Annotated in this window: 25 protein-coding genes; 18 read left to right on the forward strand and 7 right to left on the reverse strand. The window is 62.2% G+C overall.

The genetic code is table 11. From position 1 onward, the window contains the following. Nucleotides 1–15 precede the first annotated feature (15 nt). Nucleotides 16–426: a hypothetical protein gene (locus tag OEZ71_RS15950; protein WP_263741017.1), complete on the reverse strand. Its 411-nt coding sequence runs from the start codon at nucleotides 424–426 to the stop codon at nucleotides 16–18. Beyond that, nucleotides 423–671, reverse strand: a complete 249-nt coding sequence (locus tag OEZ71_RS15955; RefSeq protein ID WP_263741018.1) for a hypothetical protein — start codon at nucleotides 669–671, stop codon at nucleotides 423–425. The genes OEZ71_RS15950 and OEZ71_RS15955 overlap by 4 nt, the downstream gene beginning before the upstream one ends. A 98-nt stretch (nucleotides 672–769) precedes the next feature. On the opposite strand from OEZ71_RS15955, the gene pncA reads away from it, so the two are divergent. The 8 genes from pncA to OEZ71_RS15995 all read left to right on the forward strand — a co-directional run bounded on the left by pncA (nucleotide 770) and on the right by OEZ71_RS15995 (nucleotide 9,812). Continuing rightward, nucleotides 770–1,378 (forward strand): bifunctional nicotinamidase/pyrazinamidase, encoded by a 609-nt coding sequence (gene pncA, locus OEZ71_RS15960; protein WP_263741019.1) that lies wholly within the window; start codon nucleotides 770–772, stop codon nucleotides 1,376–1,378. After that, nucleotides 1,379–2,671 (forward strand): nicotinate phosphoribosyltransferase, encoded by a 1,293-nt coding sequence (pncB, locus tag OEZ71_RS15965; protein ID WP_263741020.1) that lies wholly within the window; start codon nucleotides 1,379–1,381, stop codon nucleotides 2,669–2,671. It begins immediately after the preceding gene. Between the two features lie 94 nt (nucleotides 2,672–2,765). Further along, nucleotides 2,766–3,599 carry an esterase-like activity of phytase family protein gene (locus OEZ71_RS15970; RefSeq protein ID WP_263741021.1) on the forward strand — a complete coding sequence of 278 codons (834 nt, stop codon included), beginning with the start codon at nucleotides 2,766–2,768 and terminating at the stop codon, nucleotides 3,597–3,599. A gap of 190 nt (nucleotides 3,600–3,789) precedes the next feature. Further along, nucleotides 3,790–5,103 (forward strand): nucleotide sugar dehydrogenase, encoded by a 1,314-nt coding sequence (locus OEZ71_RS15975; RefSeq protein WP_263741022.1) that lies wholly within the window; start codon nucleotides 3,790–3,792, stop codon nucleotides 5,101–5,103. Continuing rightward, nucleotides 5,087–6,301: a glycosyltransferase family 4 protein gene (locus OEZ71_RS15980; protein ID WP_263741023.1), complete on the forward strand. Its 1,215-nt coding sequence runs from the start codon at nucleotides 5,087–5,089 to the stop codon at nucleotides 6,299–6,301. The genes OEZ71_RS15975 and OEZ71_RS15980 overlap by 17 nt, the downstream gene beginning before the upstream one ends. Before the next feature lie 114 nt (nucleotides 6,302–6,415). Beyond that, nucleotides 6,416–7,054 carry a TetR/AcrR family transcriptional regulator gene (locus OEZ71_RS15985; protein ID WP_263741024.1) on the forward strand — a complete coding sequence of 213 codons (639 nt, stop codon included), beginning with the start codon at nucleotides 6,416–6,418 and terminating at the stop codon, nucleotides 7,052–7,054. Then, nucleotides 7,051–8,235 (forward strand): pyridoxal phosphate-dependent aminotransferase, encoded by a 1,185-nt coding sequence (locus OEZ71_RS15990; protein ID WP_263741025.1) that lies wholly within the window; start codon nucleotides 7,051–7,053, stop codon nucleotides 8,233–8,235. The genes OEZ71_RS15985 and OEZ71_RS15990 overlap by 4 nt, the downstream gene beginning before the upstream one ends. Continuing rightward, complete coding sequence (locus OEZ71_RS15995) at nucleotides 8,232–9,812, forward strand: 5-guanidino-2-oxopentanoate decarboxylase (protein ID WP_263741026.1); 1,581 nt, start codon at nucleotides 8,232–8,234, stop codon at nucleotides 9,810–9,812. Before OEZ71_RS15990 ends, OEZ71_RS15995 begins: the two co-directional genes overlap by 4 nt. 62 nt (nucleotides 9,813–9,874) lie before the next feature. Here OEZ71_RS15995 and OEZ71_RS16000 read toward each other — a convergent pair whose 3' ends face one another. Further along, nucleotides 9,875–10,696 (reverse strand): LOG family protein, encoded by an 822-nt coding sequence (locus OEZ71_RS16000; RefSeq protein ID WP_263741027.1) that lies wholly within the window; start codon nucleotides 10,694–10,696, stop codon nucleotides 9,875–9,877. Nucleotides 10,697–10,864: 168 nt separating this feature from the next. Between OEZ71_RS16000 and dapD the strand changes: the two genes are divergently transcribed. From dapD to OEZ71_RS16035, 7 genes are all read left to right on the forward strand, one after another. Then, on the forward strand, nucleotides 10,865–11,692 hold the full coding sequence (dapD, locus tag OEZ71_RS16005) for a 2,3,4,5-tetrahydropyridine-2,6-dicarboxylate N-succinyltransferase (RefSeq protein ID WP_263741028.1): 828 nt from the start codon (nucleotides 10,865–10,867) through the stop codon (nucleotides 11,690–11,692). Further along, nucleotides 11,685–12,032, forward strand: coding sequence for a hypothetical protein (locus OEZ71_RS16010; protein ID WP_263741029.1), 348 nt, complete (start codon nucleotides 11,685–11,687; stop codon nucleotides 12,030–12,032). The genes dapD and OEZ71_RS16010 overlap by 8 nt, the downstream gene beginning before the upstream one ends. A 70-nt stretch (nucleotides 12,033–12,102) precedes the next feature. Then, nucleotides 12,103–13,011 (forward strand): thioredoxin, encoded by a 909-nt coding sequence (gene trxA, locus OEZ71_RS16015; RefSeq protein WP_263741030.1) that lies wholly within the window; start codon nucleotides 12,103–12,105, stop codon nucleotides 13,009–13,011. A 26-nt stretch (nucleotides 13,012–13,037) separates the two neighbouring features. Then, nucleotides 13,038–13,676 carry an LON peptidase substrate-binding domain-containing protein gene (locus OEZ71_RS16020; RefSeq protein ID WP_263741031.1) on the forward strand — a complete coding sequence of 213 codons (639 nt, stop codon included), beginning with the start codon at nucleotides 13,038–13,040 and terminating at the stop codon, nucleotides 13,674–13,676. Next, nucleotides 13,673–13,858, forward strand: a complete 186-nt coding sequence (locus OEZ71_RS16025; RefSeq protein WP_263741033.1) for a Trm112 family protein — start codon at nucleotides 13,673–13,675, stop codon at nucleotides 13,856–13,858. The genes OEZ71_RS16020 and OEZ71_RS16025 overlap by 4 nt, the downstream gene beginning before the upstream one ends. Nucleotides 13,859–13,951: 93 nt before the next feature. Continuing rightward, entirely contained in the window at nucleotides 13,952–15,178 is a 1,227-nt protein-coding gene (locus tag OEZ71_RS16030) for an FAD-dependent monooxygenase (protein ID WP_263741034.1), read from the forward strand. Nucleotides 15,179–15,291: 113 nt separating this feature from the next. Next, nucleotides 15,292–15,903: a LolA family protein gene (locus OEZ71_RS16035; RefSeq protein WP_263741035.1), complete on the forward strand. Its 612-nt coding sequence runs from the start codon at nucleotides 15,292–15,294 to the stop codon at nucleotides 15,901–15,903. A gap of 89 nt (nucleotides 15,904–15,992) precedes the next feature. Here OEZ71_RS16035 and OEZ71_RS16040 read toward each other — a convergent pair whose 3' ends face one another. Beyond that, the gene (locus OEZ71_RS16040; protein WP_263741036.1) at nucleotides 15,993–16,574 is read right to left on the reverse strand and encodes a transglycosylase SLT domain-containing protein; all 582 of its coding nucleotides are present in this window, start codon (nucleotides 16,572–16,574) and stop codon (nucleotides 15,993–15,995) included. Nucleotides 16,575–16,754: 180 nt separating this feature from the next. Here OEZ71_RS16040 and hspQ point away from each other — a divergent pair, with 180 nt between their 5' ends. Further along, nucleotides 16,755–17,081: a heat shock protein HspQ gene (gene hspQ, locus OEZ71_RS16045; RefSeq protein ID WP_263741037.1), complete on the forward strand. Its 327-nt coding sequence runs from the start codon at nucleotides 16,755–16,757 to the stop codon at nucleotides 17,079–17,081. A gap of 4 nt (nucleotides 17,082–17,085) precedes the next feature. Here the strand turns inward: hspQ and ggt are convergent, their stop codons facing one another. The 3 genes from ggt to OEZ71_RS16060 form a co-directional block, all read right to left on the reverse strand. Further along, complete coding sequence (gene ggt / locus OEZ71_RS16050; protein ID WP_263741038.1) at nucleotides 17,086–18,666, reverse strand: gamma-glutamyltransferase; 1,581 nt, start codon at nucleotides 18,664–18,666, stop codon at nucleotides 17,086–17,088. 523 nt (nucleotides 18,667–19,189) lie between these two features. Further along, nucleotides 19,190–19,702 carry an ATP-binding protein gene (locus OEZ71_RS16055; protein ID WP_263741039.1) on the reverse strand — a complete coding sequence of 171 codons (513 nt, stop codon included), beginning with the start codon at nucleotides 19,700–19,702 and terminating at the stop codon, nucleotides 19,190–19,192. After that, complete coding sequence (locus tag OEZ71_RS16060; RefSeq protein ID WP_263741421.1) at nucleotides 19,692–20,030, reverse strand: STAS domain-containing protein; 339 nt, start codon at nucleotides 20,028–20,030, stop codon at nucleotides 19,692–19,694. Before OEZ71_RS16060 ends, OEZ71_RS16055 begins: the two co-directional genes overlap by 11 nt. Nucleotides 20,031–20,122: 92 nt before the next feature. Between OEZ71_RS16060 and OEZ71_RS16065 the strand changes: the two genes are divergently transcribed. Both OEZ71_RS16065 and OEZ71_RS16070 read left to right on the forward strand, forming a co-directional pair. Then, on the forward strand, nucleotides 20,123–21,301 hold the full coding sequence (locus OEZ71_RS16065) for a thiolase family protein (protein WP_263741040.1): 1,179 nt from the start codon (nucleotides 20,123–20,125) through the stop codon (nucleotides 21,299–21,301). Further along, nucleotides 21,298–22,404, forward strand: coding sequence for a pyridoxal phosphate-dependent aminotransferase (locus tag OEZ71_RS16070; RefSeq protein ID WP_263741041.1), 1,107 nt, complete (start codon nucleotides 21,298–21,300; stop codon nucleotides 22,402–22,404). Before OEZ71_RS16065 ends, OEZ71_RS16070 begins: the two co-directional genes overlap by 4 nt. Nucleotides 22,405–22,568 lie beyond the last annotated feature (164 nt).

Here is a 22,568-nt window from a genome sequence, read left to right on the forward strand (position 1 = left end):
GAAGAAACAGGCAAGTCAGCTGGAATGGGCCGCAGGTGCAGTCCCCGTGCTCGCGCGATCGGGCAATAGCGCCACGCGCCTGCCCAGATCAGTTTCCAGCCGCTCTGCGGAATAAAGTTGCGTCAGGACATCTGGCCAGAGCAGGTCGGGATTGTCGGCCAGAAATTCTTTAGCGCTGTCGGGGGAGGTCGCCATGCGCTCTGCGATCAGGCTGAGAAAGGCGAATGTGACCGTCGCGGAAAATTTCCCGGGCACACCGGCGCTGACTGCAAGCCGCCGGATCGCCGAGGCATAACGGTGGGCGGCGGCAAAGAATTCATCCTGCCGCAGCACTTCCCAGGCCGTCAGGACATGGTCGCGATGCGTGAACCGCGCGGCATCCAGTGTCCCTGCCTCAAGGGCAGCAAGGGTTTTGGCTGGGCTCATGCCGGATCCTCCGTCAGACGATGGCTGTCGGCCGCCGTCAGGTCCAGCTCATAGACCTCCTTCAGCCGAGCGATCTTCTGCAATGTTTCCTCCGAAAACGGCGCCTTGCCCTCGAAAGCATGCAGGGTCATGCCCTCGACCAGTTCCGCCACCGGCATCTCCAGATGCTCGGCCAGCCCCTTCATCACCTTGAGAAGCCGCTTTTCCAGTCTCAGGCCCGTCTGAACGCGTTCAACTTTCTTCATGCTCACATTTTGGTACCTTGGTACCATAATGTCAACCCGCCGGTTGACGCGCCCCGCGCCGCTGCTTACGCATCGGATCAGGCAAGAGCGGAGGCCCCATGCGTGACACGAGCCATGCCCTGATCGTCATCGACGTGCAGAACGATTTCTGCCCGGGCGGCGCGCTTGCCGTCACCGAAGGCGATGCCATCATCCCTCGGATCAATGCGCTGATGGACGAATTCGCGGTGAAAGTCCTGACGCAGGACTGGCACCCGGCCGATCACGCCTCTTTCGCGGCGAACCATAAGGGCGCGGCACCTTTCAGCCTGACCGAGATGCCGTACGGGCCGCAGGTCCTCTGGCCCACGCATTGCGTGCAGGGCACCGACGGCGCGGCCTTTCACAAGGATCTTCGCACCGATCCGGCCGACCTGATCATCCGCAAGGGCTTCCGCGCCGCCATCGACAGCTATTCGGCGTTTTTCGAGAACGACCACCAGACGCCCACGGGCCTTGAGGGCTATCTGAAGACGCGCGGCGTCACTGACCTGACGCTTGTCGGCCTCGCCACCGATTTCTGTGTCGCCTATTCGGCCATCGACGCGGCGAAGCTGGGCTTTGCCGTTACGGTCCTTGAAGGCGCCTGCCGGGCCATCGACCTTGACGGTTCGCTCGCCAAGGCGCGCGACGACATGCGTGCCGCCGGCGTGCGGCTGGAGGCATGAATGGTGGATATCGCAACGCGCGTCTACAACCACAATTTCAAGATCGACCCGATCGTCCGGTCGCTGATCGACACCGATTTCTACAAGCTCTTGATGTGCCAGTCGGTGCTTCGCAACAAACCCGACACCATCGTCCGCTTCTCGTTGATCAACCGCACCACCCGCATTCCGCTGGCCAACCTCATCGACGAAGGCGAGCTGCGCGAACAGCTCGACCACGTACGTTCGCTGTCGCTCTCGCGCGGTGAAAGCACCTGGCTGCGTGGCAATACCTTCTACGGCAAGCGGCAGATGTTCTCGCCCTCCTTCATGGAATGGTTCGAAAACCTCCGCCTCCCGCCGTACGAACTTGAACGCAAGGGCGACCAATACGAACTGACCTTTGAAGGCAAATGGCCCGAAGTAATGCTTTGGGAAATCCCCGCGCTTGCGATCCTGATGGAGCTTCGCTCCCGCGCGGTGCTGGCCACGATGGGCAAGTTTGAGCTTCAGGTCCTCTATGCCCGCGCCATGACCCGGCTTTGGGAAAAGATCGAAAGCCTGCGTCAGATCGACGGGCTGAGGATCGCCGATTTTGGCAGCCGCAGGCGTCACAGCTTCCTGTGGCAGGACTGGTGTGTGCAGGCGATGATCGAGGGGCTGGGCGACGCTTTCGTCGGTACCTCCAACTGCCGCATCGCCATGCGCCGCGATATCGAGGCGATCGGCACCAATGCCCATGAACTGCCCATGGTCTATTCCGCTTTGGCCGAAACCGACGCGGAACTGGCCGAGGCACCCTACAAGGTCCTCGCCGACTGGCATGAGGAGCATTCGGGCAACCTGCGCATCATCCTGCCCGACACCTACGGCACCCAAGGCTTCCTGAAACGCGCGCCGGACTGGCTGGCAGGCTGGACTGGCATCCGCATCGACTCGGGCGACCCCGCGATCGGGGCGGAAACCGCGATCCGCTGGTGGAAGGAGAGGGGCGAGGACCCGACGCAGAAACTCGTCATCTTCTCCGACGGGCTCGATGTGGACAAGATCGCCGAATTGCACAGCCAGTTTGCGAGCCGGGTCAAGGTCTCCTTCGGCTGGGGCACTCTTCTGACCAACGATTTCCGGGGTTTCGTGAAGGACGACGCGCTCGCGCCGTTCAGTCTCGTCTGCAAGGCAGTGGCGGCGAATGGCCGTCCAACGGTGAAGCTTTCCGATAACCCAAACAAGGCAATGGGCCCGGCCGATCAGATCGAGCGCTACAAGCGGATCTTCGGTGTGGGTACGCAAAAGGAAATGGCCGTCATTGTCTGACAAGGCACGAAAGGCGCCCGGCGTTGTGGCGTTGCCGAAGTCGCTTGCAACATGCCTGAGCGCCGCCATCTTACTTTTCGCAGTCTCACCCGCTGTGCCCGGTCAAGCAGCCGAACTCACACTGCGCGGCAGCTACGAATGGAGCGAGGAATCACCCGATTTCGGCGGCTTCTCCGGCCTCGCGATGATGCGCGACGGCAGCGCGTTCATGGCTGTGAGCGACAAGGGAACACTCTGGCATGCCTCGGTAGTTCGAGATGCGGGCGGGCAGATCAGCAACATTGCGAGCGATTGGCATGACCGGCTTCTCGATAACAAAGGCAGGCCGGTGGAGGGCTTTACCTCTGACGCCGAGGCGCTTGCCATGGTGCGCGAAGGTGCCGTCTTTGTCGGCTTCGAAGGCTATGCCCGCATATCGGCCTTTTACCTGCCCGGCATGATGCCGAAACCGATGCACGAATGGGACCGCTTTCGCGGCCTTTGGGGCAACGCGGGGATTGAGGGGCTGGCGATCATGCCCGATGGCGGATTGCTCGCGGTTCTGGAGCAACCGGCCCGACTGGGGGCTGGGTTCCCGACGCTCATTGGCAAAGGCAAAAACTGGCGGCCCGGGCCATCTTTGCCTGACAGCGACGGCTTTTCCGCTTCTGACGCAGCCTTTGGTCCGGATGGGCGGCTCTATCTTCTTGAGCGCCGCTTTGGCTACCTGACCGGTTACGAAACCCGCATCCGCCGGTTTCCCTACGCCAGTGGTGCGTTCGGCCCGGGCGAGGTTCTGTTACAGACGGCACGAGGCGAGCTTGACAACATGGAAGGGATCAGCATTTGGGCCGATCTCACCGGTGAAACCGTCATCAGTCTGATTTCCGACGACAATTTCCTGCCGATCCAGAATACGATCATTGTCGAATACGATCTTGTTGAGTGAGCAGCATTGTCGCCGGTTCGCGCATGGCGGATTGCGGTCCGGCCAGTTTGCTTTTGCCAAGTCCGGACACCTCCGCTAAGAACTGGCCATGATTTCGAGAGCCCCTAAAGGGGCTCGGCGAGATGATTTGAACGCCGCGCGGCGATTTGCCGGGGCGGCGGGTGCAGCCGAAGCGAGCGCGGGGCCCTTTGTGAAGATTGCGGTATTTGGACTTGGTTACGTGGGCATCGTCTCGGCCGCGTGTTTGGCGCGGGATGGCCATCATGTCGTCGGTGTGGATCCCCAGCAAACCAAGGTCGATCTGGTCAATGGCGGCCATCCGCCGATTATTGAGAAGAATGTCGGTGAACTGGTTTCCGAGGCGGTGAAATCTGGCGCGCTGCGCGCCACTACGTCGGCCGCAGACGCAGTTGAATTCGCCGATCTGAGCCTTGTCTGCGTTGGTACGCCGTCCCGCAAGAACGGTTCCTTGGAAACCGGCGCGGTGGAGCGGGTCTGCGAAGAGATCGGCGCGGCGGTGGGGGCCAAGGGCCGCGACCACCTTGTCGTGATCCGCTCCACCATCCTTCCCGGCACGATGCGGGGTGTGGTGATCCCGGCGCTGACGCGGGCGGCGGGCGCGGGGGCAAAGCACCTTAAGGTCGCGAACAACCCCGAATTCCTGCGCGAATCGACCGCTGTCTACGATTACGACAACCCGCCGAAGACGGTCGTCGGGTCGGACGATCCCGCCGTGGCCGACGCGGTCCTGTCGCTTTACGCCGACCTGCCGGGGCCGAAGATCGCGACCAAACTCGAAATCGGCGAGATGGTGAAATACGCCGACAACGCCTGGCACGCGGTCAAAGTGTCCTTCGCGAATGAGATCGGGAACATCGCGCAGGCCGTGGGCGTCGACAGCTGGGATGTGATGGACATCTTCTGCCAGGACACCAAGCTGAATATCTCGCCCTATTACATGAGGCCGGGCTTTGCCTTTGGCGGGTCGTGCCTGCCCAAGGATGTGCGGGCGCTGACGTTCAAGGGCCGCGATCTGGACCTTGACCTGCCGCTGCTGAATTCGGTTCTGGCGACCAATGCGGAACAGGTAGAGCGCGCGATCGAGATGGTTGCCGACTATGGGTTGCGCAATATTTCCTTCATGGGGATCAGCTTCAAGGCAGGCACGGATGACCTGCGCGAAAGCCCCTTGGTGACGCTTGTGGAACGCCTGATCGGCAAGGGCTTCAACCTGAAGATCTATGACCGCAACGTGCATCTGTCGCGGCTTCTGGGGGCCAACCGCGCCTATATCGAAGGCGCGATCCCGCATATCGCCGAGATCCTGTCGGATGACCTCGACGCGGTCCTTGGCCACGGCGATCTGGTGATCGTCGGCAACCCGGCGCCCGAGTTCAAGTTCATCGGGGCGAAGCTGCGCGCAGATCAGAAGGTGCTCGACCTCGCGCGCATCCCGGGCCTTGGGCCGGAGCTGGGGGAGCGGTATCGTGGCATCAACTGGTAAGGGCGCGGGCCGCCGCGTTCTCATCGTCGTTGAAAACCTGCCCGTCCCGTTCGACCGCCGGGTCTGGGCCGAGGCGACAACGCTGGCTGCGGCTGGCTATACCGTCTCGGTCATCTCGCCCACCGGCAAGGGGTTTGAGGCGGAATACGAATTCCTCGACGGCGTCCATGTCTATCGCCACAAGCTGCCGCCCGAGGGCAATTCGGCTGTCGGCTACCTGCGCGAATACGGCTCCGCCCTCTGGAACGAACTGCGGCTGGCGCTGAAGGTGAAGCGCGAACGGGGCGTTGACATCCTTCATGGCTGTAACCCGCCCGACCTGATCTTCCTGGTCGCCTGGGTGATGCGACTTTTCGGGGTGCGGTACCTCTTCGACCACCACGACATCTGCCCGGAGCTTTACGAGGTGAAGTTCGGCAAGCGCGGCATCCTCTGGCGCGCGATGGTGTTCTTTGAATGGCTGACCTTCAAGACCGCGCTCGTCTCCATCGCCACCAATGAAAGCTATGCCGAGATTGCCCGGCGGCGCGGCGGAATGGCGGCAGAGGATGTGTTCGTCGTCCGCTCCGGCCCCAAGATCGAAAAGCTGGAGGTGCGCCCGCCCAAGGCGGAGCTGAAGAAGGGTGCTCGTTTTCTCATCGGCTATGTCGGCGTGATCGGCCAGCAGGAGGGGTTGGACCTGCTGGTGGAGACCGCGCAGCACCTGACCGGACCGATGGGGCGCACGGACGTGCATTTCGGTATCGTCGGTGGCGGGCCCGCACTCGACGAGGTGCAGGCGGATGTGCGGGCGAAAGGGCTGGAAAGCTATTTCACCTTCACCGGCCGCGCGCCGGATGATCTGCTGCTCGACATGCTCAACACCGCCGATATCTGCGTGAACCCCGACCGGGTGACGCCGATGAACGACCTCAGCACCATGAACAAAATCATGGAATACATGACGCTCGGCAAACCCATCGTTCAGTTTGAGTTGAAGGAGGGACGGGCCTCCGCCGCCGAGGCGTCGCTTTATGCGAAGCCGAACGATCCGAAGGACTTTGCCGAAAAAATAACCCAGCTGATGGACGACCCCGAAGCACGCGACCGCATGGGCCGGATCGGGCGCGAACGGATCGAGGCCAACCTCAGCTGGGCGCATTCGGTGCCGCACCTTTTAGCGGCCTATGACCGGGCTTTTGCCAAGATGGGGCGTTAGCCCGGAAGCCCCATTTTGACGGACATGAGAAACAGTGCGGATCGGGTGATGTTCCGCTTGCGTCGGCATCGCCGAACCGCTAATCATACGCTTGTATAGTTTCTCGGAGCATCCATGTCCGCGCCACGCCGCAGCTTCACGCGGGACGACCCCGAAACACGGCGCGCTGCGCTGATCGCGGCGGTGCTTGACCTCATGGCCGAAGATGGTCCGCAGGCGGCGACAGTGCGGGCAATCGCCGATGCGGCAGGGCTTTCGCAAGGCATGATCCGGCACTACTTCTCGACGAAGGAAGAACTGATCAACGCGGCCTATCAGGCGCATATGGAGGCGCAGCTAACCGCGACGCGCGCGTCTCTACCCGCATGTGGCACCGCAATGGCGCGCCTTGCCCGCATCATTACGGTTTCGCTGACGCCGCCCGTCTCTGACCCGCGCACGCTCTCGCTCTGGGCGGCCTTCATCCACATGATCCGCCGCGACCCGGCCATGCGGGCGACGCACGAACGGAACTACCTGCGCTTTCGCGACCTGCTGGAATCGCTGATCGTTGCGGCCTGTGCCGATTCCGGACGGCCCGTCAGCAAAGTCGAGGCCCGGCGCCTCGCCATTGCCTGTAACGCGGTGCTCGATGGTCTCTGGCTGGAAGGCGGCGCGCTGCCCGAGGCGTTTGCCCCGCGCGAACTGGAGCAGATCGGGATGACCTCTGTCAGCGCGATCCTCGGCTTAACTCTGGAATGTGAGGCGACATGAACTTTTCCCCGGTGCTTGACCGTCTGGCAAATCTCGGTGGCGCGAAGTGGGAGGTGCATTTCAATGCCCGCGCCCGCCGATCCGCCGGGCAGGACATAATCGATCTCACAATCGGCAATCCCGATGTTTCAACCCCCAGCGATCTGATCGAAGCCGCCGCCGCAGCGATGCGGGCCGGGCGGACGGAGTATTCCAACGGACGCGGCGAAGACACACTGCGCAAGGCGCTCGCCCGGCGCTATTCCGAGCGGTCGGGACGAAAGGTGACGCCTGATCAGGTTCTGTGCTTTCCGGGCACGCAGACCGCGCTTTATGCCGTCATGATGGGGCTTGCCGGGCTGGGTACCGAAGTGCTGGTCGGCGACCCGATGTACGCGACCTATGAAGGCGTCATTGCTGCCAGCGGTGCCACCGCCGTGCCGGTGCCGCTCCGCGCAGCGAACGGCTTTCGCATCGCGGTCGACGACATCGCCGCCCGCATCACCGACCGGTCCCGTGTGATCCTTCTCAACACCCCGCACAATCCGACCGGCGCGGTACTGCGCGCCGAAGATATTGCCGCGATTGGGAAACTCGCAAAGGCCCATGATCTCTGGATCGTCTCGGACGAGGTCTATGAGGAGATGATCTTTGACGGCGCCACTTTTCTCTCGCCCTTCGATCAAGCCGAACTGGCGGACCGGACGGTCGTCGTCTCATCAATCTCAAAATCCCATGCCGCACCGGGCTTCCGCTCGGGTTGGTGCATCGGGTCCGAGGCGTTTTGCAACCGGCTTTTACCGCTCTCCGAGACGATGCTCTTCGGCAACCAGCCCTTTATCGCCGACATGACCGCGCAGGCCGTCTCAGCGCCGTCCGAAACCGCAAAGGGAATGCGCGCCCGCTTCGCACGGCGGGCGAATTACCTCGCCGACCAACTCGGGCGTAACACCGGCCTGCGGGTGCATCGGCCCGAGGCGGGCATGTTCGCGTTGATCGAGATCGGTGCAACCGGGATGAACGACAACGACTATGCCTACAGTCTGCTCGACGCAGGTGTCGCAGTGATGCCCGGCACCGCCTTTGGTCCGACGCTTTCCGGCTGGGTGCGGCTCGCGCTCACGGTCGATGACGAAACATTCGCAAGAGCGGTGGAGAGGATCGTCGATCACGCGGCGCACAAGGGAAGGAAATCGGCATGACGACCGTCGGAGAGGCGCTCGTCAAGGCGCTGGAAGCACAGGGTGTTGATACCGTCTTTGGCATTCCGGGCGTGCATACGGTTGAACTTTACCGGGGGCTTGCGGGCTCGGGTATTCGCCATGTGACGCCGCGTCATGAACAGGGGGCGGGGTTCATGGCTGATGGTTACGCGCGGGTCAGTGGTCGCCCGGGCGTAGCTTTCGTCATTACCGGGCCGGGGCTCATGAACACGATCACGCCGATGGCGCAGGCCCGCGCCGACAGCATTCCGATGCTCGTCATCTCCGGCGTGAACCGGCGCGACACGCTAGGCAAAGGCCTGGGCCATCTTCACGAAATGCCCGATCAGCTTGGCGTTGCTTCGCTGGTGGCGTTGTCGGCCGAGCGGGTGATGACGGCCGAAGACCTTGCGCCGGTCCTCGATCGTGTTTGGAGCGGCTTCGCTGCCGAACGCCCCGGGCCGCGCCAGGTCGAAGTGCCGCTGGACGTGATGCCGCTTGACGGGTCGCCGATCACATCCTCGCCAGTTATCGAGTCCGTCCTTCCCCCGGCCGCTGACATTGCCCGCGCCGCCGCGGCGCTCGCCGACGCGACCGCTCCACTGATCCTTGCCGGCGGCGGCGCGCGCTTTGCCGATGCGGCGCTCAAGACGCTGGCCAACCGGATCGATGCGCCCGTCGTGCAGACTGTCAATGCGCGCGGTCTGATGCACGGCGATCCGCTTTCGGTTCCCGCCAGCCCCAGCCTGGAGGCTGTCCGCCGCCTGATCGAGCAGGCGGATGTTGTTCTGGCGGTCGGCACGGAATTCGGCCCGACTGACTACGACATGTACGGAAGGGGCGGGGCGCCCTGGCCGAAACACCTTATCCGGATCGAGGTCGACCCGGAACAGATGGCGCGCCACCCGGTCGACCTGCCACTTCGTGGCCGATCTGGACCGGTTCTGGACGCGTTGCTGTCGCAGCTACCCGCAGCAGAAGTCCAAAAAAACGGGGCGACCCGGGCGGAGGCGACGCGCAAGGCCGCCCGCGCCGAACTCGATCCTGCGATGACCGCCCAACTGGAAATACTCGAAGCGCTTCGCGATGCGGTTCCCGGGGCGATCATGGTCGGGGATTCGACGCAAGTCATCTATGCGGGGAACCTTTACTACGATCACGACCGCCCAGCTGGCTGGTTTAATGCCGCGACCGGCTACGGCGCGCTCGGCTTTTCCATCCCCGCAGCCATCGGTGCGGCTTTCGCCTGTCCTGACGTAGCCATTCTGTGTCTCTGCGGCGATGGCGGGGCGCAGTTTACCCTGCCCGAACTGATGACGGCGGTCGACGAAAAGCTGCCGATCCGTTTCCTCGTCTGGAACAACCGCGCCTATGGCGAAATCGCCAGTTCTATGGAAGCGGCCGGTGTCGAGGTTGTGGGCTGTCATCCAACGCCGCCCGATTTCGAACACGTCGCCCGCGCCTGCGGCATGCCGTTCCGAAGGGTTGCCATGAAAACCGGGGCAGTTGTCGGCGCTTTGCTGGACCTACAACCCGCAGCAGGACCGGCGATGATTGAGATCACCATGCCGAACTGACGACAGGGCGACGAATTTTCAAAATTCGTCAGATTTTTCTTCAAGAAAAATCGTGCCCCAAATCAACAGCCATGATCCCAGTCGCCGATGATCTTCACCGCCTCCTCGGCGGTTTCGACATACTGGAAGAGATCGAGATCCTCGGCCGAAATCGTGCCAGCCTCGGCAAGCACCTCCCAATTGATGATCTTTTCCCAGAAAGCCCGGCCGAAAAGCAGGAACGGCACGCGACGCATGCGGCCGGTCTGGATCAGGGTCAGGCTTTCGAACATCTCGTCAAGCGTGCCGAACCCGCCCGGGAAGATGCAGACCGCCTTGGCCCGCATCAGGAAATGCATCTTTCGGATCGCGAAATAGTGGAAGTTGAAGCAGAGGTCGGGCGTCACATATTCGTTGGGTGCCTGCTCATGCGGCAGAACGATATTCAGCCCGATGGAGCTGCCACCGGCATCCGCCGCCCCCCGGTTGCCCGCCTCCATGACACCCGGCCCGCCTCCGGTGACGATGACATCCTCGCGTCCGTAGCTTTCCATGCTGCGTTCGGTCATCAGCCGGGCGAACTTGCGCGCTTCATCGTAGAAAGATGAAAGCTCGGCGAGCGTCTTCGTCCGCGCCGTGTCTTTCTTGGCAGGCTCGGGAATGCGCGAGCCGCCGAACATCACGATGGTCGACTCGATCCCACGTTCATCGAGGATCATCTGCGGTTTCAGAAGCTCCAGCTGCAACCTCACGGGGCGCAGTTCCTCGCGGCACATGAAGTCGTCATCGGTGAAAGCCAGCCGATAGGCAGGCGCGCGGGTCTGCGGTGTGTCGGGAATGCGGTGAGTTGCCGCGACATCCTGTTGGCTGTCGCGGAACGGATGGTTGCGACCGTCGTCTTTCATGCGCGTCCTCTCGGGTCCTGTTCCGCCCAGACCTAGCCGGTTTGGCCTTGGCTTGCCAGCATGGCTGATCAGGATGGCGCAACTGTGACGCGCATGGTCGCATTGCCTATGCGTCACCCACGCCCTATAGGGCATCGTCACGCGACGCCAGAATCCGGGGGAACGCCAATGTCCAATGCCGCACTTGAGACCGCCATCGAAGCCGCCTGGGAGGCGCGCGAAACGATCACGCCAGCCACGAAGGGCGAAACCCGCGAGGCGATCGAGGATACGCTGACCGCACTCGACAGCGGCAAGCTTCGCGTGGCCGAGCGGCAGGCGGACGGCAAATGGCATGTGAACCAATGGGCCAAGAAGGCGGTGCTCCTGTCCTTCCGCCTGACCGACATGCATGAGATTTCCGGCTCCAACGGTGGGTCGAACTGGTGGGACAAGGTCCCCTCCAAATGGCAGGGCTGGGGCGAGAACCAGTGGCGCGCGGCAGGCTTCCGTGCCGTACCCGGCTCCATCGTCCGCCGCTCGGCCTTCATCGGCAAGGGCGTGGTGCTGATGCCCTCCTTCGTCAATATCGGCGCCTATGTCGATGAGGGCTCCATGGTCGATGGCTGGGCCACGGTCGGCTCCTGCGCGCAGATCGGCAAGAACGTGCACCTCTCAGGCGGCGTCGGCATCGGCGGCGTGCTGGAACCGATGCAGGCCGGACCAACGATTATCGAGGACAACTGCTTCATCGGCGCTCGTTCCGAGGTCGTCGAAGGCTGCATCGTGCGCGAGGGCTCGGTCCTCGGCATGGGCGTCTTTATCGGCCAGTCGACGAAGATCGTCGACCGCGAGACCGGGGACGTGATGTATGGCGAAGTGCCGGCCGGTTCGGTCGTGGTTGCGGGCTCCATGCCCTCGAAAGGCGGCATCAGCCTCTACTGTGCGGTGATCGTGAAGAAGGTCGATGCGAAAACCCGCGCCAAGACCTCGATCAACGAGTTGTTGCGTGACTGATACCGACAAACAGGCCAAATCCAAGCGCCCGCAGCAGGTCTATACGCTCGTCGTCGAGGTTGGCCGCAAGACCGGCGACGGGCTGCCCAAGGGCGCGACCGGGGCAGCGCTGATGATCTATGCCAGTGGTGTAGACGAGGATGAGGCTGTGCGCGAGACGGTTGCGATCCTGAAACAGGCCGACATGGCGCCTCTCGACGTCACCGGATACGGCACGGCCGACGAACGCGTCGCACAGGGCCATGAGATCGAGGATGACGAACGCGAACTGATGGACCGTGCCTTGGCCGAAAACTCGGTGATCGTCGCGCAGGTAACGCCGTTTTTCGACAAGGCCTGAGTGCGCCCCCCCTTGGCCTTTTGGCGTCACGCGCTCATATAGGGGGCGACACGGAATAACGGGGGCAGACATGCTCGAATTCGGCCAGAAGCAGAATACCGCACCGGCGGGCGATCTGATCCGCGACGTTACCGAAGCGGAATTTATGAAAGAGGTGATCGAGGCGAGCGCTGAGGTCCCCGTCATCGTCGACTTCTGGGCACCCTGGTGCGGCCCCTGCAAGACGCTTGGCCCCGCACTGGAAGCGGCGGTGACGGCCGCCAAGGGCAAGGTCCGCATGGCCAAGGTCAATGTGGACGAAAACCAGATGATCGCGGCGCAGTTGCGCATCCAGTCGATCCCGACCGTCTATGCCTTCTGGCAGGGCAAGCCCGTGGATGGGTTTCAGGGCGCAGTGGCCGGGTCCGAGATAAAGGCCTTTGTCGACAAGCTTGCCGGTCTTGCCGGCGATGGCGGACTGGGCGAGGCGTTGGAGGCAGCCGAAGCGATGTTGGCCGATGGTGCCGCCGTCGATGCCGCAGAAACCTTTGCTGCCATTCTTGGTGAAGAGCCCGAGAATGCCGCCGCTTATGGCGGCCTGATCCGGGCGCATCTGGCGATGGGTAACGAGGATCAAGCCGACGGACTGATCAACTCAGCCCCCGCTCCTATTGCTCAATCTGCGGAAGTGGAAGCGGGCCGCGCCCAGCTTGCGCTTCTGAAACAGGCGGCGAATGCGGGGCCGGTGGCCGAGCTTCTGGACCGCGTCCTGTCGCATCCCGACGACCATCAGGCCCGGTTCGACCTCGCGCAGGCGCTGCATGCGGCGGGCAAGGTCGAAGGCGCGGTCGAGGAATTGCTGGAACTCTTCCGCCGCGACCGCGACTGGAACGACGGTGCGGCGAAGGCCCAGCTCTTCACCATCTTCGAGGCGCTGAAGCCCACCGATCCCATCGTCCTCAAAGGGCGGCGCAAGCTCTCGTCTATGATCTTTGCGTAATGCCCGTGACCCGTTAGGATCGGGCCATGAAGCTGCACGGCGACCTGCCGGATAAGATCCCGCTTTTCCCCCTTCCGGGGGCCCTTCTCTTGCCGCGCGCGCGCCTTCCTTTGCAGATATTCGAGCCCCGCTATCTGGCGATGCTCGACGAGGTGCTGAAAACCTCGCATCGGCTTATCGGTATGATCCAGCCGCGCCCCGGCCCGCAAGGCCAGCCGAGACTTGCCGCGATTGGCTGCGCTGGTCGGGTGACGGCATTTTCCGAGACCGACGACGGCCGCTACATGATTACCCTGACCGGCATCTCCCGCTATCGGCTGAAGCGCGAGATTTCAGGCTTCGCGCCGTTTCTGTCGGGCGAGGTGGAGTGGAATGAGTTCAGTCGCGATCAGGGGCCGAGCGAGCACGATCCGGGTTTTGCCCGACCGTCCTTCGTGGCGCTTCTCCGGCGCTACTTCGAGGCTGAGCAGCTTTCGACCGACTGGGATAGCCTGAAAGAGGCGGAGGATGAGCTTCTGATCAACTCACTCGCGATGCTGTGCCCGTTTGAACCAGAGGACAAGCAGGCGCTGCTTGAAGCCCCGTCGCTCAGAGACCGCAGAGAGACCTTGGTCACGTTGATGGAATACGCCCTGCGGGGCGGTGGCGAGGAGATCGTGCAATGACTGATGAAAACAGGTTCGACCGGCGGATGCTGGAAGCATTGGTGTGCCCCCTGACGCAATCACCGCTGAGCTATGACGCCGAGGCGCAGGAACTGATCTCTAAACCCGCCCGGCTCGCGTTTCCGATCCGGGGCGGTATTCCGATCATGCTGGTCAGCGAGGCGCGCCAGCTTGACGGCTGACGGCATAGGCCCATCAGCCGCCAGTTGGGCATTGCCCGCCGCAGCGACTCCATCACGCATGGACAATCGTGCAGCCCCGGGGATAGTTGGGCCATGACCTATGACACGGATATCATCATCACCGGCGGCGGGCTGAACGGTCCTGCCTTGGGCCTCGCCCTGGCGCAGGCGGGGCTCTCCGTCACTGTGATCGACGCCCAGCCGGCCCGTGCCCGGGCGAGTGCGAATTTCGACGGGCGGGCCTATGCGCTTGCCATTGCGTCGAAACGGCTCCTGACCGCGATCGGTGTCTGGAACCGCGTTGCGGGCGATGCCCAGCCGATGTTGCAAATCAAGACGACGGATGGGCGGCCGGGGGAAGGCCCGGCCCCGTTCTTCCTGCACTTTGAGGCGGGAGAGATCGAGGACGGCCCGATGGGCTTCATGGTCGAGGACCGGCACCTTTATGCGGCCTTTCTTGCCGCGATGGAGGCCGAGCCGAACCTGACCCACCTGTCCGCGACCACTGTTGTCGCGCAAGAAGCCGGAGCGGCGGGCATCAGCGTGACCTTGTCAGACGGGCGGACCCTCAACGGCCGCGTTCTTCTGGGCTGTGACGGGCGAAGCTCGGGCACCGCAGAGCGGGCTGGGATCACGCGGACCGGTTGGGGCTATGGCCAGACCGCGCTGGTCTGCGCCGTCGCGCATGACCGTCCGCATAACGGGATCGCGCATCAGTTTTTCATGCCCTCCGGGCCGCTGGCAATTCTGCCACTCAAGGGCAACCGTTCCTCCATCGTCTGGAGCGAGACCGAAGCGACGGCGCAGGCGATTGCCGCGCTGGGCGACGAGGAATTTCTGGAAGTGCTGCGCCCCCGGTTCGGCGATTTCCTCGGCAAGGTGGAACTGGCGGGCGGGCGTTTCACCTATCCACTGAACTTGACCCTCGCCAATTCCTACACAGCTGACCGCGTTGCGCTGGTCGGGGACGCGGCGCATGGGGTGCATCCGATCGCAGGGCAGGGCTTGAACCTCGGCTTCCGCGATGTCGGAGCATTGGCGGAAGTTCTGGTCGACGCCCACAGACGCGGCGAGGATATCGGTGCGTCCGATGTATTGGACCGATACCAGACATGGCGACGCTTCGATTCGACCACGCTGGCCTTGGGCATGGATGGCGTGAACCGGCTCTTTTCCAACGACAACCCGGTTCTGCGGGCGGCGCGGGATATCGGAATGGGAGTTGTCGGTGCCATGCCTGGCCTGCGCCGCGCCTTTATCCGGCAGGCCGCCGGGATAGCGGGAAAACCACCGAAACTCTTGCGGGGACAGACGCTTTAGAACGGAAAAGGATGGTCCCGAACCCTGCACCCAGCGAACTCATGCGCATCGGTATACGACAGCGTTTCGGCGTTATGGCATAACAAGCGGCAAGGCCCTAGATAGGCAGAATGATGAAACAGCTTCGCCATATCCTCGCCCCGCTGGCGCTTGTCCTGAGTGTCAGCCCGGCCCTTGCCGAAAAACTCCCGCTCAGCGCGATTTCGGCCTATTTCAATGGCTTGAAGACGGCTGAAACCGACTTCCAGCAAATCAATTCGGATGGCTCGACTGCTGCGGGCCGCCTGATCATCTACCGCCCCGGCCGGATGCGGTTCGAATACGGTCCACCCGAACGGACGCTGGTTCTGGCTTCCGGGGGGCAAGTGGCCATTTTCGACACGAAGTCGAACCAGCCGCCGGAACAGTATCCGCTGAAGAAAACGCCGCTGAACCTGATCCTTGAGCAGCGCGTCGATCTGGCGCGGGCGAAGATGGTGGTGGGGCATGGCGAGGCGAACGGCCTGACGATCGTTACCGCGCAGGACCCGGAACACCCCGAACTCGGCACGATCCAGATGGCGTTCTCGTCCAATCCCGTGGCGTTGCGGCAATGGATCGTGACCGACGAGACCGGAAGCCAGACGACGGTGAAACTTGGCGCCATGAAAACCGGCGAAAGTTACCCGTCGTCGCTGTTCTCCATCAATTCCGAAATCCAGCGGAACAAACCGCGCCGGAACTGACGAGGCGTTATCTGGATCTCAGTTGGTTTCCCACGACAGGAACGTGACCGGCGAGGATCGCGTTCCCGTTCCCGTCGGAAGTGCGGATATCAGAGCTTTCCGCAGGCGATCAGCTGGCGCTGATACGTCTCAGCCCGCTGCCCGACTTCGGCCGCAACGCGCAAGAGCCAGGCCTTCTGCATATGGCTGCCTCTTGCATAGCCGGTCTGGCCTTCATGATAGGCCAGATACTGGCTGGTTGCGTCCCATTTCGAAATGCCGAGCTTCTGTTCAGACTGATCCATGTACCAGCCCATGAAATCCGTCGCGTCGGTGATCTTGTTGCGCCGGGCGCTGTGGCTGCGTGTTGCTCGCTGATAGTCCTCCCAGGTCCCATCAAGCGCTTGGCTATAGCCATAGGCCGAGCTTTGCCGCCCCATCGGGATGACGCCAAGCGCGAACTTATGCGGCGTCTTGGCGTTACTGATGAATTTGCTTTCCTGATAGATCGTGGCCATCTGCACATGGACCGGCACGCCCCACCGCCTCTCGGCCTTTTGCATCGCCGAAAGATATCGCGGACGCTGGTCGAGAATGGAGCAGGCGTTGTCCAGATTGCGTGGCGCGGAATTGTTACCACCGCCGCAGGACACCAACAGCAACAGGACTCCCATCCGGAGAAATCTGCTCATACCGCCTCGCTCGATCTTGTTTTGATTAAGTTTACGAGTATTTGGCGGCGATGGAAATCACAAAGCGCCGATCAGAATCACTGTGCCCTCAGCGTCCACAGACTGTTTCCGTGATTCGCAGTGCAGAACATGGACCTTTTCCACAGGACGCGTTAATTTATCACCGGGGGCGAGTGCGTTATGTTGAAGACATGTGCAAAATATCATCTGGGACAAGTGGTGCGGCATCGCAAGCACCCATTCCGTGGTGTTGTCTTTGACGTCGATGCAATGTTCTCGAATACCGACGAGTGGTACGCCGCGATCCCTGAGGACAGCAGGCCCGCGAAAGAGCAGCCCTTCTACCATCTTCTGGCCGAGAATGACGAAAGCTACTACGTCGCCTATGTCTCGGAACAGAACCTTGTTGCGGACTATTCCGGTGAACCGGTGGGCCATCCCGATCTGCATGATCTTTTCGGTGATTTCGAAGACGGCCGCTATCCGCTGCACTTCAACCTGAACTGAGACATCAGTAGCCGAGCGCGCATCCGTCCTTGCGCGGGTCAGAGGCGCCGATCAGAATCCCGCGTTCTGCGTCAATCATGATCGCCTGACCACCGCCGAGCGGTTTGTCCCGAATTGCGACCCGATGCCCCTTGGTTTCAAGTTCTCGTAGGGTCGTGTCGGAATAGCCGCGTTCCAGCCGCAATACCCCCTCCGTTGCAAAGCTTCGCGGCGCATCCAGCGTTTCCTGCAGATCCATTCCATAGTCCAGAAGGTTGCTCACGACGCGGGCATGGCCGCTCGGTTGATAGGCGCCCCCCATCACCCCGAAGGGCATGATCACCTTGCCTTCACGCGCCAGCATTGCCGGAATGATCGTGTGCAGCGGTCTCTTGCCTGGACCAACCTCGTTCGGGTGCCCCGCTTTGAGGTTGAAATCTGCTCCCCGGTTGTGAAAGAGAATGCCGAATTTCGGCGAGGCGATGCCCGACCCGAAACTCCAGTAAGTCGAATATATCAGCGACACCGCCATCCGGTCGCGGTCGACGACCGTCAGATAGACCGTGTCGCGGTGGACGGTCTCGGCCGCTTTTGGCGGAGTGTCCATGGCGCGATCAGGATCGATCAATCGTGCAAGACGGGCGGCCGTATCATCCGACATCATATGGTCAAGCCGCGTGACAAAATCCGGATCGGCAATGAACCGGTCGCGCGCATCATAGGCCAGCTTGGCCGCCTCGGCCTCAAGATGCGCCCGCTCCGCACCATTTGGGTCGAGGCCCGACAGATCGAACCGCGACAGGATGTTCAGCATCAAGATTGCCGTTGCCCCCTGTCCGTTCGGCGCGTGCTCGATCAATTCATGGCCCCGGTAGTGGCCGGTGATCGGATCGGACCAGACAGAGGAGGTCGCGGCAAAATCCTCATGCCGTTGGGTGCCGCCGAGCGCCTGAAGTGCGGCAATCATGTCGTCTGCCACCTCACCTTCGTAGAACGCCGCACGTCCTGCCTTCGCGATGCGTCTTAAAACCTCTGCCTGCCCGGGTGAGCGGAAGATGTCACCCGTACGCAGGGGAAGACTGTTTTTCAGGTAGAACCCTTGGGCGGCACCGGCCAGACGCGAGCCCTCCGCGGCCCAGTCGAAAGCGACGCGCGGCGCGACTGGAATACCTTCTTCAGCATAGCGGATCGCGGGAGCGAGCAGATCGGCCAGCCCAAGACGCCCCCATTCCTCCGACAACCGGCAAAAGGCATCGATGGCGCCTGGGATCGTAACAGAATGCACACTCTCGGTGCCAACGTGCGCCAAACCTTCTGTTCTGAGCCTGTCGGCCGTCAGGCCGGTTGGCGACCTGCCGGACCCATTCAGGGCATGGATACGGTCAGTGCCGGCAGGTTTGACCAGAACGAAGCAATCGCCGCCGATGCCGCAGCTTTGTGGTTCGGCAATGCCAAGAAGAACGGCCCCGGCGATAGCCGCATCAACGGCGTTGCCACCTGCCTGAAGGATATCGAGCGCGACTTTAGCGGCCAATGGATGGGACGTCGCGCAAAGCGCGTTCGTGGCCATGACAGGGGACCGTCCGGGAAGTTGAAAATCGCGCATCTGCACCTCCGCAATCGGGGGCAGGCTAGGTTGCTTCAGGAGGGAAGGAAAGACCTCGACGCCGCGCAATGGGTGGGGGCTGTTGAACGCGGCGCCGAGGGAAGCCTTAAGCAGCTACAGGGTCATACTCCCCATACTTTCCGGCCGAGTTGGGGAGGCTTTGCGGCATATTTGCGGCGGCGAGGAATTGACCGTACATGTTGATTTTCGAGAGTAAAATTTATACTAAATAATTGATTTATAATGAGATATTGTTCAGCGCGGAATTTCGAGAAATTTTGGAAAGAACCTTAATCCGAAAGAATCTGGACGGTTTGGCGCTGTAATTCCAGCGTTGAGCAGTTCAAGACGCTAGTCGATTCTGGTTCGAATCGTGCCGAAAGCGGCGACAGTTCAATTGGAGCGTAAACCGCGCTTCTTGTGAAAACCATCTAACCAGCATCCGCGACTAGTATCTGCTCAAGGTCTCGGCGAGTTCGCACTTGCAATGGCCGCGCCGGTGCAACTCGCACTTTTACGGTAGTCAGAAATCCGGACCGCCCGCATCCCCGATCGGAATGCGAAATGTCAGCACATTTCGGTTGCCATTCCGCTCGTATCCTAGATCGGTAGAAAGCGCGCGGATCAACGCCCAGCCCCAGCCACCCTCAGGCAGCCGCGCGACATCACGTGTAACCGGCGGAAGGCCGCCGTTCGGGGGGGCGCAACCGGGCAATGGCCGGCCGAAATCCTCGATCCGGCAGGTAAGCGCCCCGACCATCAGAGTAACACTGAGATCGATCAGGCCCGGGGACTGATCCGCATAACCATGTTCGACGATGTTGTTCAGGGCTTCTGCAAGTGTCAGTTCAAGCGTTCCGGAAACGTTTTCATTAATCTGACGGGTAAATCGGGCAACGGCGTAGCGCAGCGCGATGCGTACCACCTCCGGCTCTGCCCGGAAGACTAGATGAAACCGGCATTCTCGACCGTTCCTGACGGCAGCCGCACCGGGCTTCAAGGCTGCATCCATCCCGCCTGAAAGGTCATTGAGCATTCCCGATTTCCTGAGCCGGTGCGTTTTCGTGAATTGCAAAGACGCTATCCATGCGGGTCAGGCGAAAAACCTTGCCGACATTCGCCGTCAGGGCGGCCAGCTCCAGCTTGCGGGTCGGGGCGAGAAACTTCATGACGGATACGATGGCACCAAGTCCGGAGCTATCCACGAAATCCACCCGGCCGAGATCGAGGATCACGGTTCCCGTCCGGTCTACGGTCAGCTCACGCATCCGGTCCTTGAACTGAATGGCAACAGCGGCGTCGATACGGTCTTCATTTACGCGCACGACCAGGGCGCCATCGACGGGGTCTGAGGTCAAATCCACGTCCTGTTCCTCCTTCAACTCATCGGAAGGCTAGACGGCAATCGTTACTATTCGGTATGCCGGTGGCGGATACCGAATTGGAAGGGGCTGCCATGCAAGATGTCGTAATCGCCGGTGCCGCGCGTACAGCCATGGGCGGATTTCAGGGGGCCTTCGCCTCTCTGACGGCGTCTGAACTCGGCGGCGCTGCAATTGCGGCAGCTTTGTCCGACGCGGGTGCCAGCCCGGCACAGATCGAAGAAGTCTTGATGGGTTGCGTCCTGCCCGCCGGGCAGGGTCAGGCCCCGGCACGTCAGGCCGGCTTCAGTGCCGGACTGGATGACTCCGTGCCTGCAACGACACTCAACAAGATGTGCGGCTCGGGCATGAAGGCTACGATGATCGCGTATGATCAGATCGCGCTTGGGCAAACCGGTATCATGGTCGCCGGTGGAATGGAAAGCATGACCAACGCGCCTTATCTCTTGCCGAAGATGCGTGGCGGCGCCCGTCTGGGGCATGGACAGGTCATCGACCACATGTTTCTTGATGGCCTCGAGGACGCCTATGACAAGGGCCGCCTCATGGGCACCTTTGCCGAGGATTGCGCCTCGGCCTTTCAGTTCACACGAAAGGCGCAGGACGACTATGCGCTCGCCTCCTTGTCCCGCGCGCTCGATGCGCAAAAGGCGGGTGCATTCGCAGGCGAAATCGCGCCCGTCACTGTGACGACCCGCAAGGGAGAGGCCATCGTCGATGCCGATGAACAACCCGCGACCGCACGGCCCGAGAAGATCCCGACCCTGAAACCGGCCTTCCGCAAGGACGGCACGGTCACGGCAGCCAACTCCTCGTCCATCTCGGATGGCGCGGCGGCGCTGGTACTTGCGTCACGGGAAGCAGCGGACGCGGCGGGACTGAAGGTCCGCGCCCGTATCCTTGGCCATGCCTCGCATGCCCACGCACCTGCCGAGTTCCCAACCGCACCGGTTCCTGCGGCGAAGAAGTTGCTCGCCAGGCTTGGCTGGACCCCGAAGGACGTGGATCTGTGGGAAGTGAACGAGGCCTTCGCCGTCGTTCCCATGGCGTTCATGCATGAAATGGGTCTTCCGCATGACATCGTGAACGTCAATGGCGGCGCCTGCGCGCTGGGCCACCCGATCGGCGCGTCCGGTGCCCGGATCATGGTCACGCTGCTGAATGCGCTGGAAAAGCGTGGCCTGAAACGCGGGGTCGCCGCGATTTGCATTGGTGGCGGAGAGGGCACCGCCATCGCCATTGAACGCCCATGACCGGCCCGCGTTACACCCCGCTTGTCGCGGGTCTTCCGGCGACGGTTCCGTTCGTCGGCCCCGAAACGCAGGAGCGGGCACGGGGCCGCCCGTTTGCCGCGCGCCTAGGCGCGAATGAAAATACGTTCGGACCCTCGCCGAAGGCGATCGAGGCCATGGCATCGGCTGCGCGCGACGTCTGGATGTATGGCGACCCGGAAAACCACGATCTGAAGGCGGCGCTCGCCGCTCATCATGGGGTTGCCCCGGCGAACATCATCGTCGGTGAGGGGATCGACGGATTGCTCGGTTATCTGGTGCGGATGCTGGTCGGTCACGGCGATACGGTAGTTACCTCGGACGGGGCTTATCCGACATTCAATTTCCACGTCTCTGGGTTTGGCGGCACCTTGGTTAAGGTGCCCTATAACGGCAACCATGAAGACACCGGGGCGCTGATCGAGGCTGCCACGCGAAGCGGCGCGAAACTGATCTATCTGGCCAATCCGGACAACCCGATGGGATCGTGGCACGGGGCCCGGGTCATCAGGCGGATGATCGACGCCGTGCCAGACCGAACGCTGCTGATCCTCGACGAGGCCTATATTGAGCTTGCACCCGAGGATATCTCGCCGGCAATTGAGCCGGACGACCCGCGCGTGGTCCGTATGCGCACCTTCTCCAAGGGTTATGGCATGGCGGGTGCACGGGTGGGGTACGCAATCGGGGCGCCGGCCCTGATCACCGCCTTTAACAAGATACGCAATCATTTCGGCATGTGCCGGATCAGCCAGGTGGGTGCCCTCGCGGCCCTCTCGGATCAGGCGTGGCTGGCTGAGATCAGGGCGCGGGTGGAAATGGCACGAACGGAACTACGCCGCATTGCGACCGCGAACGGCCTGACGCCGCTAGCCTCCGCCACGAATTTCGTGACGATGGATTGCGGGCGCGACGGTGACTTTGCGCGATCCGTTCTGGCGGAACTGATCTCGCGCGATATCTTTGTCCGAATGCCCTTCGTGGCGCCCCATGACCGCTGCATTCGCGTCAGTTGCAGCGGCGCCGAGGATCTGGCGCGGTTTGCAGCGGCCCTTCCTGAGGCGCTTGGTGCCGCGAGGGGCTGAATGGGAAGCCCTTGCCTTGCCAGTTGTAATGCTTTCGGGCTAGATCGCGCAGACCTGCGGCGGCCCCGCGCCGCCACCCAGACAAAGGCACGTACAGCCTGTGACCCGCAGCACGCCCAAATCCGCAGCCGCAAATGCATATACGTCGCATCGGCTTTTCGTGC

Source organism: Albidovulum litorale, from assembly GCF_025751495.1.
GTDB classification, from domain to species: Bacteria; Pseudomonadota; Alphaproteobacteria; order Rhodobacterales; family Rhodobacteraceae; genus Albidovulum; species Albidovulum litorale.

Excerpts from the sequence above, each read along its gene's own strand:
- OEZ71_RS15950 (WP_263741017.1), bottom strand. The coding sequence starts at position 426 with ATGAGCCCAGCCAAAACCCTTGCTGCCCTTGAGGCAGGGACACTGGAT.
- OEZ71_RS15955 (WP_263741018.1), bottom strand. The coding sequence starts at position 671 with ATGAAGAAAGTTGAACGCGTTCAGACGGGCCTGAGACTGGAAAAGCGG.
- pncA (WP_263741019.1), top strand. The coding sequence starts at position 770 with ATGCGTGACACGAGCCATGCCCTGATCGTCATCGACGTGCAGAACGAT.
- pncB (WP_263741020.1), top strand. The coding sequence starts at position 1,379 with ATGGTGGATATCGCAACGCGCGTCTACAACCACAATTTCAAGATCGAC.
- OEZ71_RS15985 (WP_263741024.1), top strand. The coding sequence starts at position 6,416 with ATGTCCGCGCCACGCCGCAGCTTCACGCGGGACGACCCCGAAACACGG.
- OEZ71_RS15990 (WP_263741025.1), top strand. The coding sequence starts at position 7,051 with ATGAACTTTTCCCCGGTGCTTGACCGTCTGGCAAATCTCGGTGGCGCG.
- OEZ71_RS15995 (WP_263741026.1), top strand. The coding sequence starts at position 8,232 with ATGACGACCGTCGGAGAGGCGCTCGTCAAGGCGCTGGAAGCACAGGGT.
- OEZ71_RS16000 (WP_263741027.1), bottom strand. The coding sequence starts at position 10,696 with ATGAAAGACGACGGTCGCAACCATCCGTTCCGCGACAGCCAACAGGAT.
- dapD (WP_263741028.1), top strand. The coding sequence starts at position 10,865 with ATGTCCAATGCCGCACTTGAGACCGCCATCGAAGCCGCCTGGGAGGCG.
- trxA (WP_263741030.1), top strand. The coding sequence starts at position 12,103 with ATGCTCGAATTCGGCCAGAAGCAGAATACCGCACCGGCGGGCGATCTG.
- OEZ71_RS16020 (WP_263741031.1), top strand. The coding sequence starts at position 13,038 with ATGAAGCTGCACGGCGACCTGCCGGATAAGATCCCGCTTTTCCCCCTT.
- OEZ71_RS16025 (WP_263741033.1), top strand. The coding sequence starts at position 13,673 with ATGACTGATGAAAACAGGTTCGACCGGCGGATGCTGGAAGCATTGGTG.
- OEZ71_RS16030 (WP_263741034.1), top strand. The coding sequence starts at position 13,952 with ATGACCTATGACACGGATATCATCATCACCGGCGGCGGGCTGAACGGT.
- OEZ71_RS16035 (WP_263741035.1), top strand. The coding sequence starts at position 15,292 with ATGAAACAGCTTCGCCATATCCTCGCCCCGCTGGCGCTTGTCCTGAGT.
- OEZ71_RS16040 (WP_263741036.1), bottom strand. The coding sequence starts at position 16,574 with ATGAGCAGATTTCTCCGGATGGGAGTCCTGTTGCTGTTGGTGTCCTGC.
- hspQ (WP_263741037.1), top strand. The coding sequence starts at position 16,755 with ATGTTGAAGACATGTGCAAAATATCATCTGGGACAAGTGGTGCGGCAT.
- ggt (WP_263741038.1), bottom strand. The coding sequence starts at position 18,666 with ATGCGCGATTTTCAACTTCCCGGACGGTCCCCTGTCATGGCCACGAAC.
- OEZ71_RS16055 (WP_263741039.1), bottom strand. The coding sequence starts at position 19,702 with ATGCTCAATGACCTTTCAGGCGGGATGGATGCAGCCTTGAAGCCCGGT.
- OEZ71_RS16065 (WP_263741040.1), top strand. The coding sequence starts at position 20,123 with ATGCAAGATGTCGTAATCGCCGGTGCCGCGCGTACAGCCATGGGCGGA.
- OEZ71_RS16070 (WP_263741041.1), top strand. The coding sequence starts at position 21,298 with ATGACCGGCCCGCGTTACACCCCGCTTGTCGCGGGTCTTCCGGCGACG.